The 15,360-nt window shown below is 45.3% G+C and carries 15 protein-coding genes and 1 riboswitch; of the genes, 10 read left to right on the plus strand and 5 right to left on the minus strand.

Annotation, left to right across the window (positions count from 1 at the left end; genetic code table 11):
• Positions 1–104: 104 nt before the first annotated feature.
• The 8 genes from K339_RS0118355 (at position 105) to pruA (ending at position 9,071) form a co-directional block, all read left to right on the plus strand.
• Positions 105–815 (plus strand): RDD family protein, encoded by a 711-nt coding sequence (locus K339_RS0118355; RefSeq protein WP_028524907.1) that lies wholly within the window; start codon positions 105–107, stop codon positions 813–815.
• A gap of 22 nt (positions 816–837) precedes the next feature.
• Entirely contained in the window at positions 838–2,550 is a 1,713-nt protein-coding gene (locus K339_RS0118360) for a GMC oxidoreductase (RefSeq protein WP_028524908.1), read from the plus strand.
• A gap of 10 nt (positions 2,551–2,560) precedes the next feature.
• Entirely contained in the window at positions 2,561–3,010 is a 450-nt protein-coding gene (locus K339_RS0118365; protein WP_028524909.1) for a nuclear transport factor 2 family protein, read from the plus strand.
• A gap of 323 nt (positions 3,011–3,333) precedes the next feature.
• The gene (locus K339_RS0118370) at positions 3,334–3,786 is read left to right on the plus strand and encodes a hypothetical protein (protein WP_028524910.1); all 453 of its coding nucleotides are present in this window, start codon (positions 3,334–3,336) and stop codon (positions 3,784–3,786) included.
• Between the two features lie 127 nt (positions 3,787–3,913).
• A complete protein-coding gene (locus K339_RS0118375) occupies positions 3,914–4,531 on the plus strand; it encodes a hypothetical protein (protein ID WP_028524911.1) in 618 nt (205 codons plus the stop codon).
• Positions 4,532–4,569: 38 nt separating this feature from the next.
• Complete coding sequence (locus K339_RS0118380; protein ID WP_028524912.1) at positions 4,570–5,130, plus strand: YceI family protein; 561 nt, start codon at positions 4,570–4,572, stop codon at positions 5,128–5,130.
• A gap of 133 nt (positions 5,131–5,263) precedes the next feature.
• Positions 5,264–7,357 (plus strand): prolyl oligopeptidase family serine peptidase, encoded by a 2,094-nt coding sequence (locus K339_RS0118385; RefSeq protein ID WP_028524913.1) that lies wholly within the window; start codon positions 5,264–5,266, stop codon positions 7,355–7,357.
• An 82-nt stretch (positions 7,358–7,439) separates the two neighbouring features.
• The gene (gene pruA, locus K339_RS0118390; protein WP_028524914.1) at positions 7,440–9,071 is read left to right on the plus strand and encodes an L-glutamate gamma-semialdehyde dehydrogenase; all 1,632 of its coding nucleotides are present in this window, start codon (positions 7,440–7,442) and stop codon (positions 9,069–9,071) included.
• A 78-nt stretch (positions 9,072–9,149) separates the two neighbouring features.
• Here the strand turns inward: pruA and K339_RS34095 are convergent, their stop codons facing one another.
• The 5 genes from K339_RS34095 to K339_RS0118415 form a co-directional block, all read right to left on the minus strand.
• On the minus strand, positions 9,150–9,437 hold the full coding sequence (locus tag K339_RS34095) for a 2TM domain-containing protein (RefSeq protein WP_037301062.1): 288 nt from the start codon (positions 9,435–9,437) through the stop codon (positions 9,150–9,152).
• Between the two features lie 249 nt (positions 9,438–9,686).
• A complete protein-coding gene (locus tag K339_RS0118400) occupies positions 9,687–9,905 on the minus strand; it encodes a hypothetical protein (protein WP_037301065.1) in 219 nt (72 codons plus the stop codon).
• A gap of 71 nt (positions 9,906–9,976) precedes the next feature.
• Complete coding sequence (locus tag K339_RS0118405) at positions 9,977–12,529, minus strand: TonB-dependent receptor (RefSeq protein WP_028524916.1); 2,553 nt, start codon at positions 12,527–12,529, stop codon at positions 9,977–9,979.
• Positions 12,520–12,615: riboswitch (TPP riboswitch) on the minus strand. Its footprint overlaps the gene before it by 10 nt.
• Before the next feature lie 62 nt (positions 12,616–12,677).
• Positions 12,678–13,274, minus strand: coding sequence for a phosphatase PAP2 family protein (locus tag K339_RS34100; RefSeq protein WP_037301067.1), 597 nt, complete (start codon positions 13,272–13,274; stop codon positions 12,678–12,680).
• A gap of 166 nt (positions 13,275–13,440) precedes the next feature.
• Positions 13,441–14,310, minus strand: a complete 870-nt coding sequence (locus K339_RS0118415; RefSeq protein WP_211243816.1) for a DUF58 domain-containing protein — start codon at positions 14,308–14,310, stop codon at positions 13,441–13,443.
• A gap of 45 nt (positions 14,311–14,355) precedes the next feature.
• On the opposite strand from K339_RS0118415, the gene K339_RS34105 reads away from it, so the two are divergent.
• On the plus strand, positions 14,356–14,715 hold the full coding sequence (locus tag K339_RS34105) for a DUF4296 domain-containing protein (RefSeq protein WP_037301070.1): 360 nt from the start codon (positions 14,356–14,358) through the stop codon (positions 14,713–14,715).
• An 88-nt stretch (positions 14,716–14,803) separates the two neighbouring features.
• Positions 14,804–15,352 (plus strand): hypothetical protein, encoded by a 549-nt coding sequence (locus tag K339_RS0118425; RefSeq protein ID WP_028524918.1) that lies wholly within the window; start codon positions 14,804–14,806, stop codon positions 15,350–15,352.
• Positions 15,353–15,360: the final 8 nt, after the last annotated feature.

Genomic DNA, 15,360 nt, shown 5'->3' on the forward strand with positions numbered 1-15,360 from the left:
CGCAAATGAAGTAGTAACTAACTGCCTGATTTTTCTATTTTGCGCAAAAGTTAGGAAAAACTCCTCACTCATTTGCTAATTGTTTACACACTCTCTATAAAAATATGTCTGTTAGAATCCAAACCTCCCAAAATGTCGATTTAGAGTATGAGCCTGCGAGCATAGGTGAACGTATCGCTGCCAACCTCATAGACCGCCTTATTTACATTGGTTGGGTGATTGCTTGGATAGTCGCCTACGGTGCAATGGGCAGAGGAAAAGGCACAAGTACATTTGTGATGATTGTGATTGTTGTTTTGCCAATCATGCTCTACCCAATTTTAACAGAATATTTTTTGAATGGTCAAACCCTCGGTAAGCGCGCCATGCGGATCAGGGTAGTGCTGCTTGACGGAAGCCCTCCCACGTTGGGGGCGTACCTATTGCGATGGTTGTTGATATTGGTCGATACCGAAATCTTGACGCCATTGGTAGCCATTATTACGATTGCAGCCAACGGGAAAGGACAGCGAATTGGGGACATTGCGGCGGGAACAACGGTGGTCAAAACCACCAAGCGCGTCACCCTCAGTCAGGTTGTGTACCAAGAACTTCCCGACGACTATTTGGTGACCTATGCCACTGCCAACCAGCTCAAAGACACCGACATCGAAACCATTCGTCAGGTGTTGCGTACATCAAACGACGAATTATTGGAACGGACTGCTGAAAAAGTAGCCGAAGTTTTGGAAATAACGTCTCCGTTGGAACACCGTACATTTTTGCTGACAGTAGTCAACGATTATGCACATTTGGCAAACAAAGAGGAACAGTAAAAACGGTTTTTTAAAATACACTATGTACTTCAACATTGATGCCAAGCAGGCAAATCAGTACGATGCCATTGTGATTGGATCGGGCATTTCGGGGGGCTGGGCGGCCAAAGAGTTGTGCGAAAAAGGTTTGCGTACGTTGGTGCTCGACCGAGGGCGCAACGTTGACCACGTTACTGATTATCCCACGGCCATGAAAAACCCGTGGGAGTTGCCGCACCACAATCGGTTGCCTCCGTCGTTTCGGGAAAAAAATCCGATTGTAAGCCGCTGTTATGCGCTAGATGAAGCTACGCAACAGTTTTTTACCAAAGATGACGAACAGCCTTACATCCAAGAAAAACCGTTTGATTGGATTCGGGCGTATCAGGTAGGTGGAAAATCGCTGCTGTGGGCGCGGCAGGTGCAGCGCTGGGCCAAATACGATTTTGAAGGTCCCGCCCGCGATGGCTTTGCGGTGCCTTGGCCTGTCACTTACGACGAGCTCGCGCCTTGGTACAGTTACGTAGAGCGTTTTGCGGGAATTTCGGGAAATAAAGATGGATTGGATGGTTTGCCCGACGGTGAGTTTTTGCCCCCGTGGGAGCTCAATTGCGTAGAGAAACACCTTCAGCAGTCGTTCAAAAAACACTATACCGACCGTCATTTGATTATCGGTCGATGCGCGCATTTGACCAAACCGCAACCTTGGCATACGGCTTTAGGGCGGGGGCAGTGTCAGGCGCGGCATTTGTGTTACCGTGGCTGCCCATTTGGGGCGTATTTTAGTTCGCAGTCGGCCACATTGCCTGCCGCTCGTAAAACGGGTAAACTGACCATTCGTCCGCACTCGGTCGTACATTCTATTATTTATGATGAAAAAGCAGGAAAGGCAAAAGGAGTTAGGATTGTGGATGCTAATACGCTCGAAACCATTGAGTATTACGCAAAAATTATTTTTCTAAATGCGTCCTGTTTGGCCTCAAATCAAATCTTGTTAAATTCTACCTCAAATCGTTTTTCCAACGGACTTGGCAACGACAACGGTATGTTGGGGCATCATGTCGCTTTTCACAATTACCGAGGCCATGTGTATGCCGACATCGACGGTTTTGAAGATAAATACTATTTTGGTCGCCGACCTACGTCGGGTTTTATGCCGAGGTATCAGAATGTGCACAAACAAGAAACCGACTTTTTGCGGGGTTACTTGGTGGCGATGAGTGCCGCAAGAGGCGGCTGGGGAAGCGCCGCTGGCGAAGAAGGTTTTGGGGCGGCTTGGAAAGAAGCCAATGCAAAACCAGGGCCGTGGCATTTGTTTGTGCAGATTCAGGCAGAAACCATTCCCAAGTACGAAAACCACGTGCGTTTGAGCCAAGATAAAAAAGATAAATACGGTATTCCGCAGTTAATTACGTCGATTGGCTACGATGAGAACGATGAGAAAATGCTGAAACATTTTTGGGAAACCAACGTTGAAATGTTAACCAAAGCAGGTTGCAAAAATATTCGGACGATTGATACCAAACAGTCGCCTGGGTTAGATATCCACGAAATGGGAGGTATCCGAATGGGTGCCGATCCCAAGACGTCACTCGTGAACAAGTGGAATCAGCTTCATGCTTGCAAAAACGTGTTTGTGACCGACGGTGCCGCCATGACTTCGATAAGTACCCAAAACCCCTCGTTGACGTTTATGGCCTTCACGGCACGAGCGGCTAATCATGCCGTTGCAGAATTAAAAAAGAAAAATTTATAAACCATCTCTTATGAAAACCATCTCTCGTTTTACCCTAATAGCCGCCATACTGATGCTTTGGGTATGTAAAAGCTACGTAGTTTGGTCGCAAACTTCGACCGAAATTGCCGTTGCCACCATTGAAAAAGAGCGTTTTGCTGCATTGGTAAGCAAAGACTACGCTTATCTCGACAAAGTACTCGCCGAAGACCTATATTATTGTCACTCCAACGGGCTTATCGACACCAAAGCGTCGTTTGTTCAATCCATCAAAGACGGAAAACTTACTTATCAAGAAATGGTACCAGAAGATTTGAAGGTGCGTGTTTATGGTAAGACGGCCGTCATCACGGGTATGTGTGCGGCAAAAGTGCTTAGTAATGGCCAACAGCTCAACACGCGCTTTCGATTTACGGATGTGTATGTAAAAAACAAAGCGGGTTGGCAAATGGTAAGTTGGCAGTCGCTGAGAATGCCATAATTTATTTTTGATGGGATTACAACCCCGAAACCGTCGTTTGCGTCTTTATTCAAACTCAGGTCAGACGATAGTCAGACCGTAATACAAAGGAAGCCAAAAAGAAGGCCAGACGATAGTCAGACCGTGGCTTACAACAGCCCGACCGTAACTGAAACCAAGGCTAAACCATACAAAATAGGCGGTTAAACGTAGCTTTTACCGCAAAAACTTGCAGATTTTTCAAAAAAAACTGATATTCGGGCGCAATATTTAAGCTTTGGCTTAGGTTTTGTATGTATTGAGGTAGAAAGACACGGTTGTTTTTAAAACATAGCACAGAAAACATGACACGCATTTGTACATTCTTAGGAGCTGCAGTGGTAGGTATTTTCCTATTATCGGGGTGCAAACCCAACGCCAAACCCCTCAGCGAAATCATAGCACGAGTTTGGAGCGCCCAAACCGTAAAAGAAGGCTCGACGACGGTTTATACCAAAGGCGGAGCCAGTAATGCCAAAGCGGGATACGTAAACTTTCGTTTGGACTTGAGTAGCCCTACGGCGGTGTCGTACAAAGAATTTGACGGAAATACTTTTACAGGTCAGTGGGAAGTACAAGAAAGCGCGGCTGGAAATACCCTGACACTCAAAAGTTTGACGCCTCAACCTACAGGTACTTCGGGCACGATTCAGTTTACGATTAATTCAGCTTCTGAAACAGAATTGGTACTTACTCGTACAACTGCCAGCCAAAAAACGGGCGGAACAATCAACAACTACGCCTTGGTATCTCCTTAGGATTTGAAAAAAATATTCGTGAAGCCGCACCGAAAGTGCGGCTTTTTTTGTGCCGACGCATCCATAACGCTTTCTTTTACGTAGATGTAGCTACATATATTTTACTACCCTACTTAATTGAAAACTTATGAGAAAAGTGTTACTTCTGGCACTGCTGTGCCTGACAAGCAGCGCCTACGCCCAACTGAGTCTGACCGACACGCTGTTGGTGGACATCAAAGACAGTTTACAATCTCCCGTACTACTTCCCCAAAAAATGATTTTTACCCAAAAAATGCTTTGGGGACATCATGGATTGATGCGCCACTGGATGCCGCTCAACCGCCAAAATCGCCAGCAAGAATTTAAAATCCGTCGGACTATGTTTAATATCCACCAAGCGGCGGGTTTGCTGACCTTTGCGGGGATGGTGGCACAAGGAGTGGTAGGAGGAAAAATGTACAAAAACTACAGTGACGACCTCCGCGCTGCCCACCGCGCCCTTGCCAAAGGCGTGAATATTGGCTATACCCTTACGGCGACGATGGCCCTTACCGCTCCTTCTGCTATCGTCCATCGAAGAGGATTAAGCAGCGCCAAAGTGCATCGAATGTTGGCGATGGTGCATTTATTGGGTATGATAGGTACCAACGTGCTAGGCCACCAAATTTCCAAAAATCCTGAGCTAAAACCCTATCACCGCGCAGTGGCCTACACCACCGTGGGGGCTTTCACGGCCAGTATCCTGGTTTTTCAGTTCCGCTGATTGGTTTTATTGTTACTCTCCTAATCGTGTAAATTAGTATGAAAAAGATCATATTTTACGCCTTGGCAGCCATGGCCGTGCTGTCGGGCTTTGCGTTTGGTCCTAAAACCCTCAAACGTAAATTATTCAGTAATAAAGCTAGCTCGTGGATTAGCTACGAAGGAAAACATCCACTACACTCGTGGAAAGCCGTATGCCGTGAAGTGGACTGCGTAGTGACGTACGACGAAGACGAGGCAAAACTCGAAACTGTCGCCATTAGTGCCAAGGTGATGGCGTTCGACAGTCGGAATACCAATCGTGATTCGCACGCCTTGGAAGCACTTGAAGCACTGACGTACCCTAAAATCAATTTTACCAGCGCCCAACTTTCGCGAAATGAAGCGAATTTAATCATCAACGGAAGTCTCAACTTTCATGGCGTGACCAAACCAATGAGCATCACGACAAAAACCTACACTGAAGGAAATACGATTCGGGTAGAAGGGGCTTTTCCCGTAAAGCTATCGGAGTTTAAAGTTGATCGGCCTGCATTGCTTTTTGTCAAAATTGAGGACGAAATCACCATTCACTTTTCGTTTACTTTTCGGACGCAATAGGGGGACAAATTGAAATAAAAAGTTGTCAAAGCAAGATTTTTTGGTGTCGCCTGCTAACAAGCGGGCGACATTTTCTATTTTTGTTCGACACTTTCGTTTCGTCAACACTAATTAAAAACCTAACAGTCACTCCATGTCCAAATCCTTTCTAGTCTTGGCGTTATTGTCCGCCACAGCTTCCGCCCAAATGATATACCCAACCACCCGCAAAGTAGATCACGTGGATGAGTACCACGGCACTAAAGTAACCGATGCCTACCGCTGGCTCGAAGACGACCGCTCGGCCGAAACAGGCGCGTGGGTCAAAGCCCAAAATGAGGTGACGTTTGCGTATTTGAATAAAATTCCGTTCAAAGGAAAGATATTCAGTGATTTAGAAAAAGCCTATAACTACCCCAAGTATTCGGCTCCCCGCAAAAAAGGCGAGTATTTTTATTTCTACAAAAACGACGGTTTGCAAAATCAGTCGGTGTTGTATCGTCAAAAAGGGCTTAATGGAACTCCTGAATTGGTCATGGATCCCAACAAGCTTTCAGCCGATGGTACGACGCGTTTGACGGTTTTTAATTTGTCAAAAAATGGAAATTATGCCGTTTGTGGCTTTTCAAAAGGAGGCTCGGACTGGCAAGAATACCAAATCATGGACATGAAAACCCTTCAAATGCTTTCTGATAAAATTGAATGGGTGAAAGTATCGGGAGCTTCTTGGCAGGGCGATGGCTTCTACTACAGTCGTTATCCCAAACCTGAAGGGAGTGCTTTGGCGGCCAAAAATGAAAACCACCAAGTGTTTTACCACAAAGTAGGAACCGCACAAGCTGCCGACGAATTGATTTATGAAGACAAAGTAAACTTACAGCGTTTTCACGGGGTGTATGTGAGTGAAGATGAACAATTTGCCTTCCTAAATCTCTCAGACCGTGGAAAAGGAAAAGACGGAAATGCGTTGTTTTATCGTGCCAAAGGCCAAAAGGAGTTTACGCCGATTGTAAGCGAAATTACCAATTTTAGCTACAGCGTGGTTGACAACGTGGCGGGCGGATTTTTGATTAATACCAATGAAAATGCACCCAACGAAAAAGTAATGCTTTACGAAACCGCTACCAAAAAGTGGAAACCGTTTTTGTCCGAAAAACCTGAACCATTGACAGGTGTTGGTACGGCAGGTGGTAAGTTGTTTGCATTGTATTCAAAAGATGTCACGACGCGCGTGTATGTCTATAACATGAAAGGCCAATTGGAAAACGAAGTTCCGTTGCCAGGCTTAGGTTCGGCTGGTGGTTTTGGCGGAGAAAACGACGATAAGTTTGTTTTTTATACCTATACTTCTTTCAATTATCCGCCTACCATTTTTCGCTACGACATTGCAACCAAGAAAAGCACGGTATTTCGCGAGCCTGAGGTGAGTTTCAAACCTACCGACTATGAAACCAAACAGGTATTTTATACCAGCAAAGACGGTACAAAAGTGCCGATGTTTATTACCTACAAAAAAGGATTGAAATTGGATGGTACTAACCCTACGGTTTTGTACGGTTACGGCGGCTTTAACATCAGCTTGACTCCTTCATTTAGCCCAACTCGAATGCCGTTTTTGGACCAAGGAGGTGTGTATGCTCAAGCCAACTTACGCGGAGGTAGCGAGTATGGTGAAGAATGGCATAAGCAGGGAATGAAACTCAAAAAGCAAAATGTATTCGATGATTTCATTGCTGCGGCTGAGTTTCTAATCAAAGAAAAATACACTTCATCGGCGCGTTTGGCGCTTCAAGGTGGGTCTAACGGGGGCTTGCTGGTAGGAGCTGTCATTAATCAACGTCCTGATTTGTGCAAAGTGGCGTTTCCTGCGGTGGGAGTAATGGACATGCTTCGCTTCCATAAGTTTACCATTGGTTGGAACTGGATTGCCGATTATGGCAGCAGCGACAACGCCGAAGAATTCAAAGCGTTGTATGCATATTCACCTTTGCACAACATCAAAACTGGAGTAAATTATCCCGCTACGCTCGTGACTACTGCCGACCACGATGACCGAGTAGTACCTGCTCACTCGTTTAAGTACGCCGCCGAGTTGCAAGAAAAGGCGGGGAAAAGCAGCACCAATCCGCTATTGATTCGGGTGGATGTAAACAGCGGTCACGGGGCAAGTAACACCAAAAAGGCGCTTGAAACTACTGCCGATACGTATGCGTTTATGTTCCAAAACATGGGACTTACGTGGAAGTAAATGGAGTTGAGAGTCGATAGTCCATGGACTATCGACTCTCGACCAAGGACTTTTTATAAAAAACTGAAAACCAAATAGAATCATGGCTACTGGATTTTTTAATGTACCAGCTCCAAAAAACGAACCTATAAAGTCATACGCGCCCAATTCGCCCGAAAAAGCGGCCTTGAAAGCAGCTTTGGCGGAAGCACGGAGCAAACAAATTGATATTCCGATGTACATTGGAAGTGAGGAAATTATGACGGATGAAAAATACGCTGTAACTCCTCCTCACGACCACCAACACGTTTTAGGTTATTATTCGTTGGGTGATGCGTCGCACGTGCAAAAGGCAATTGAGGCTGCTTTGGGCGCGCGCGAAAAATGGGCCAACTTAAGCTGGGAACACCGTGCCAGTATTTTTCTAAAAGCGGCCGATTTGTTGGCAGGCCCTTACCGCGCGGAAATCAACGCGGCAACCATGCTTGGGCAATCAAAAAATGCGTACCAAGCCGAGATTGATTCGGCCTGCGAAATGATTGATTTTCTTCGCTTTAACGTTTATTACGCTTCTCAAATTTATAAAGAACAACCACAGTCGTCGGATGGCATCTGGAATCGCCTAGAACACCGCCCACTCGAAGGCTTTGTGTTTGCGTTGACTCCGTTCAACTTTACGGCCATTGCTGGAAACTTACCTACTTCGGCTGCTTTGATGGGCAACGTGTGCGTGTGGAAACCTGCTTTGACGCAAGTATATGCGGCCAATGTCTTGATGAAAGTATTCAAAGAAGCAGGTATCCCCGACGGTGTCATCAACCTCATTTACGTGGATGGCCCCGTGGCGGGCGATGTCATTTTTAGTCACCCTGACTTTGCAGGAATCCACTTTACGGGAAGCACAAAAGTGTTTCAGCACATTTGGAAAACCATTGGCGATAACCTTCCGCGTTACAAATCGTTTCCAAGAATTGTGGGTGAAACGGGAGGAAAAGACTTTGTTGTAGCCCATTCGTCGGCCGATGCTAAGGCGGTGGCCGTTGGATTGGTGCGTGGAGCTTTTGAGTACCAAGGCCAAAAATGTTCGGCTGCGTCGCGGGCGTATTTGCCTTCAAACCTGTGGGAAAGCATCAAAAACTACATGGTAGAAGACCTCGCCACGATAAAAATGGGCGGAACCGAAGATTTCTCCAATTTTGTGAATGCCGTCATTGACGAAAAATCATTTGATAAAATTGCGACCTACATCGCCAACGCCAAAAACGACCCTCGGGTAACGGTCATTGCGGGTGGGAATTGTGACAAATCGAAGGGGTATTTTGTCGAACCTACGGTACTTCTAACCACTGACCCGAACTACACGACGATGTGCGAAGAAATCTTTGGCCCCGTGTTGACAATTTACGTCTATGAGCCAGAGAAATTTGAAGAGACATTGGCATTGGTAGATGCGACATCGCCGTACGCGTTGACGGGTTCTATTTTTGCCCAAGACCGCTATGCGATTGAGTTGGCCAGCAAGAAATTGGTGAATGCCGCGGGTAATTTTTACATCAACGATAAGCCAACGGGTGCCGTGGTAGGACAGCAGCCGTTTGGTGGGGCGAGAGCGTCAGGCACCAACGACAAAGCAGGTTCTATTCTCAACTTGTTGCGTTGGGTATCGCCTCGTACGATTAAAGAAACCTTTGTATCGCCTATTGACTACCGCTATCCTTTCTTAGGAGAAGCTTAAAAATACGTGACTGGGGTTGCTCACAACCCCAGTCTGCGTGATCGGGTTGCTCACAACCCGACCACTCTCCAAGTTTGTTTAGTCCATTTTCTTCTCTTTAAGCAGTTTCTCGTATTCTCGCTCAGTCGCTTTTTTAGCGTCGAAAGACAAATAAGCGACGATACCGTGAACGGCTAGTCCAAATCCCCACGACAACCATAACTCTATGGGAAGCTTGCCGTCAGAAAATAAACAAAGTGCCGAAATAAAAGAGTTAACAAGAAGGTAAACAAACGCGTGCGTCTGGAAGCCTACCCGACGACGAGCAGCTTTCATCAAAAATTCATCGTAGTTGTTTTGATTGGCGGAAGTCATGTTAGTGTTCATGGTCGTAAAGGATGTTTATAGTTTAGATTAATTAACTGTTTTACCGTTTTCTGGCTGTTTTGATGATTCAAAGGTAGAGCCCAAAGACCAAGCTACCAGCCCTTTCCCGACGAAGCGTAGGTTTGGGCAGATGGAGTTTTTTGTTGTAGGGATGAAGGGGGATTATAAAAAAAGCCTCAAGACTTGGTCGTGAGGCTTTTTAGGTTTATGTTGTTCATTATTTTACTTCAATCGTTTCTACCTGATAACTCATAGCTCTTGCAGAAATTGACGAGCTGGACGGCTTTTCATTTCTCCTTTCTCTACGCTTCGAACTTCCTTAATACTTTGGCGAATGTTTTCTAGTACCTGCTCGTCGGTATCCTCGTCAGGATGAACTTCTTTTATTTTTACAAAGGGTAGATTCTGAAGAAGTTCTTTGAAAAACTTCAATTTTTTATCTTCTATTTCAATGAGGAGAGTTGCCATAGCTATTTTTTGAGTAAAGATAATGAGAAATGCCTCTTCTCGAAAGTATCAAACTTTCGAGAAGAGATTCCCTAAAACTTCAACCCCAAACTCACTAAGAAGTTTCGTCCAGCTTGTGGATAGTAGAAGTTCTCAGTAGTAGTTTGTCCACCATAGACGTAGCTATATGTGTAGCCGTTCGATTCGTACAATTCATTTAAAACGTTGTTGGCCAATGCACTTATCGTGATTTCGTTCAACCACTTAGGTTTAATGCGATACACCAAACGAAGGTCATTGGTAAAATACGCGTCCAAGCGGCGAGTTTCGTTAGAGGTATTATCAAGGTACTGCTTGCCCACGTATTTGCTCAACAAAGCCAATTCAAGATTTTTGGCAGGCGTAAAGACCAACTGACTTCCTACCACGACGTTGGGCGAAAAAGTGATGGTTGAGTTGCCGTGATTCGTTACTTGGTAGCCGCCGTTTTCGTCGTCGTAGTTGATGACATATTCGGTAAAATTCTTGATTTTATTGCGGCTAAATGTCGCATTTACGTTCCATTTCCACTGTTTACTGAGTTGGGCACCTGCTTCAAGCTCAATTCCTGCGCGATAACTTTCTGGAACATTGATTTTGATGGGATTACCCACGTCATTCAATTGCCCCGAAACCACCAACTGGTTTTTGTAATTCATGTAGTACCCCCCAATCGATGCTGCCACACGACCTTTCTGAAAACGATAGCCTAGTTCCAAATCCCGTAAAGTCTCAGGTTTGGGTTGAATCTGTTGGGTTGATTCGGTAAAGTCATCGCGGTTGGGTTCGCGGTGGGCAATACTAAACGAAGCAAAAGCTGTGCTGCTTTCCGATACTTGGTATGTCAAGCCCGCTTTAGGATTAAAGAAATTGTAATTAACGTCGTGGTTTTGCTGACGGCGCTGGTTATCGTCTCCTTTTACAAAATAGCCGATGGTACGCAGTTGGGCATCGCCAAAAACGTTGAGCTTGTCAGTAATTTGGTAATATATTTTTCCGTACAGGTTAAAATCAGTTTTTAGCCCGACGTTTTCATAGTAGCGCTGACGAATGGCGCTGGTACTGGCGTAGCGTGCCCAAACGACCTCCCCAAAGTGATTTCCGTCGTATTGATTCCAACCTCCACCGATGTTGGCGGTGAGCTTTTTGAAACTGTTGTAATCCAACGAAAAGGTCGTTCCGTAAAAAGAGTTGTCCAACCAACGACGACGCACCAAATCGCTCCGACTAATGGTCTGACTTCCTACCACTACGTTGGGTAATTTATAGTTACTCAGCTTATCGTTGTCACGGAATTGTTCATAAAAACCGCGTCCTTTTACCATAAAACCATTGAGGTTAAATGTCCAGTTTTTAGAAAGTGTATGCGACGAAATCAACTGATAGTGATCTTGTTGATAGTTGTCCACTTGGTTGTCGTAGAGGTACAAATTGTACGTACGGCTGTTGGAATTAAGCAAATTTTGGGCGTCACGGTCGTTGAGGCCGTTACGGTCTATGTAGGCCAAAATTCCTTCACGGTCACCTTTGAGGCGGGCTTCTGGTGTTCCTTCCCACGCTTGGTAGGTGATTTCTCGTCCTGAAAAGACATTGAGACGGACAGAACTCTTTTTACCAAAATAAGCCCCCGATAGGTAAAACGATTTCAAGTCGGATTTGGCACGGTCGATAAAGCCATTGGAGGTGATTTTCGACAAACGAGCGTCCACCGTAAAGCGGTTGTTGATAAGACCCGTTCCTGCCAATACGGTGTGTTTGAAGGTGTTAAACGAACCCGCCGAATTGTTGATTTCGGCGTAGGCTGCTTTTCTAAATTCGTTGGTGTTGACGTTGACAGTGGCACCAAAAGCGGCCGCTCCGTTGGTGGAAGTCCCCACACCTCGTTGAATTTGTACGCTGCTTACCGACGAGCCAATGTCGGGCATATTGACCCAAAATGTCCCTTGACTCTCAGCGTCATTGTACGGAATCCCGTTGATAGTCACGTTGATACGTGTTGCGTCTGTTCCTCTGATGCGCATTCCCGTGTAGCCCACTCCTGCACCCGCGTCGGAGGTGGTCACGAGCGACGGCGTGAAATTGAGCAAGATAGGAAGGTCTTGGCCGAGGTTTTGTTTATTAAGTTCAAGTTTACCAACATTCGTGAAAGCCACCGCCGATTTTGCATTGGCACGGGTCGCACTGATGACGACTTCGTCGGCGTTGAAAGTGCTTCTCTCTAATTTGATTTCTCCCAATTGAAGACTTGGCTGTGAAAATTTTAAAGGAAGATTTTTTTTATCTGTTCGCTCCGCTGTAATTTTTGTCCCTTTGATAGTAGGGGTAGGTGTGTCTATAAACTTTCGTAGGTCAACCAAAAAAGAAGTATATCCTACAAAAGATATTTCTAAAAAGTCACTCCCATTGGGGATTCCAGAGATATAAAATTGACCGTTACTTTCGCTTACCGTTCCCCTAAAGCTTCCTGCCCGAACCGTAGCTCCTGGCAAAGGTTTTCCGTCTTCCGCGTCAACGATTTTGCCCGAAACGCTAAGTTGGGCGAGTGCAGGCACGCAAAGCAACACTCCCGTTGCTAGGGCCAAAAACCAAGATGTAAATTTTCGCATTGTAACTTCCCTCCGCTGGCATTACCCAGATCAGGTTTTAGGGTATGATCTCAGCCCGTCATTTTGGGGCACCCCTTTTTGAGATATGCTTTTGCGCAAAAGCAACGCAAAGGTAAGCGCATAACTTAGAAAAATGCAAATCTAAACGTTATTTTGCTTTCCGACGTAGCCATTTTTGTTGGATTTTGTACGTCAGCCATGCACTTGCAGCGCCCGTTACTGCTCCCGCCAACACATCGCTTGGATAGTGAAGCCCCAATCTCATACGTGAATACCCCACTGCACTGGCCCAAGCATAGGCAGGAACCGCTACGTACCATTTTGGGTAATGCAAAGTCAGGGTAGTAGCAGCATTGAAGGCCGTTGTAGCGTGCCCTGAGGGGAAAGAATAGTTGATGTCTTCTTCTGGAATACGTGCGGTAAATCGTTGAGGTTCAGCAGCGAATGGCCGTTCTCGTAATACAATTCGTTTGGTGATTTGGGTAATAGAACTGGCTACGACAAAACTCCCCAACGCGTGCCAGCCGTGTTGTTGTAAGGTTTTGTTTTTGGTGGCAAAACCAGAGGCTAAATAAACCACAGGAAGGCCGAGCCCGATGGGCGTAGTGGTAGAAGAAATAAATTTTTCAAACCGAACGTCGGTAGGTTGTGGCGAACCGTAAACTTGTTCCAAAAGGCGAGAATCAAGCGTTTGGGCGTTGAGCTGGGAGGCAATTAGCCAACAAAATAAAAAGAGCTTTTTCAACTAATGTGGTGTTTAGAGAGACTTTCCAAGTTTAGATTATCGTTGAATTAGAAACTTGGAAAGTCTTGTTTTGTGATTAGGATAGACTTTCCAAGTTTGGATTATCGTTGAATTAGAAACTTGGAAAGTCTTGTTTTGCGATTAGGAGAGACTTTCCAAGTTTAGATTATCGTTGTCGTCGAACTTTAAAGAGCTTTACCAGCGGCCCAACGTAGTCTGCTTTGGAGTCGATACCGACGTAATTAATGTCGTTTTGCCGAGAAAACTGTTCCATTTTTTGCCCCAATTGCGAAAATTCATGGCGTATCCGTTTCCGAAACCAAGGCGAAGAGGTGTTTACCCAAGTGGTTTTATTGGTTTCGGGGTCACGCATCGGGATAATACCCAAAGGGGGCAAATTAGTTTCGCGTTGGTCGCGGAGGTGAATCATCACCAAATCGTGTTTACGAGCAAGGGCACGCAAGTTGTGTTCGTAGTTGGTGTCAATAAAGTCGGAGATAAAGATGACAACACTTCGGCGTTTGAGCACGTTGAGCGTAAATAAAATGCCGTCGGCAAGGTTAGTTTTGGTCGATTGGGGCTTCAGTTTGTAAAGTTCTGTGATGAACTGATAACCATGTTTCATGCCGTTGGAGGGTCGAATATATTTTTCTTTTTGATCAGAAAAACACAACAATCCCACATGACTGGCTTCCTGAATCGCCGATAAGGCCAATACACCGCAAATCTCTTTGGCCGTATTGAGTTTTGACTGGGAGGCGTCGCCTACTTGCTGAGAGCCACTGACGTCGAGCAGGAAAAACACTGTTTGTTCTTTCTCTTCGCGAAAGATTTTTACAAACGTTCCGTGGCCTTTGGCCGACACGTTCCAGTCAATCGTCCGAACGTCGTCACCGTATTGGTATTCGCGAAGGTCAGTAAATTCCAGACCAGACCCCTTAAAAACCGAACGGAAACTGCCTCGCATATCGGCATTGACCGCTTTGCGAATCCGAATTTCGTACTGGCGAATCTTCGTTATAAATTGCTCAATCATTCGTAATTTTGTCGCTGTAACTGTTCAAAAATACAAAAATCGGCCATGATACCTCGCCTTTTATTTTCTTTTTTGCTGCTTGGAGCTTTGCTTTCTGGGTGCAAAGACGAACCTCAAGTTCCCGAAGGGACGCTTTCGGAAGAGAAAATGTCACAAATCTTGACCGATATTCACTTGTTGGAAGCAAGAATTGGGCGGCTTAATATGCCTTCGCTCGATTCCTCGACGGTAATTACTGAGTATTTGAAAGGCAAAATTTTTAAGAAATACGGAACAGATTCCGTGGCGTATAACCGCAGTTATAAATTCTATTCTACCAATCCAGCCTTTATGGAGCGTATCTACGGCGATATTGTCAAAGAATTAGAAAAACGTCAGAAGAAGAAAGATTACAAAGGAATATAGCTTCAGAAATGAACTTCCCGAAAGTTGGAAACTTTCGGGAAATTTTCATTCTATAAAACGAATAATAACAGTTCAAGAGAGTTAGCAGATGGCGCTGGAAGACGAATTGAAGAGGGCTATTGTAGCCATGCCCCAAAAAGAAAAAGACAAACTCTTGTTGCGCTTAGTGGCAAAAGACGATATGCTGGTCAAACGTTTGGAGTTTGAATTGATAGAACAAGGAGATACCGTTCAGGAGCGTCGGGATGACATCAAACGACGGATTCTAAAAGTAGCCAAAATGACCCACGATAGTCCAGGCTGGATGATGATGGACATGCGGACTTTTAGCGGGGATATAAGTCAGCATATTAAGATTACGAAAGACAAATACGGGGAAATTGAACTGACGATTTATTTGTTGCTCACGTTCTTTGAGTATCAGTCCGAGATGTTACGCGTTCACAACAGTAAAAGCGATTCGTGTGCGGAGTACATTGCGAAGAAAGCCGACGGTTTGATGAAAAAACTGGCGAAATTTGACACGGATTATTACGTGGACTTTGAAAGAGATGTGCAGCAGCTACTTGATTATATACACAGCCACTGCCCCAGAAACTACGCGCGAACGCTAGATATTCCGAAGCAGTGGCCGTAAAATTTAAT

The sequence above is a fragment of the Runella limosa DSM 17973 genome (assembly GCF_000482465.1).
GTDB classification, from domain to species: Bacteria; Bacteroidota; Bacteroidia; order Cytophagales; family Spirosomataceae; genus Runella; species Runella limosa.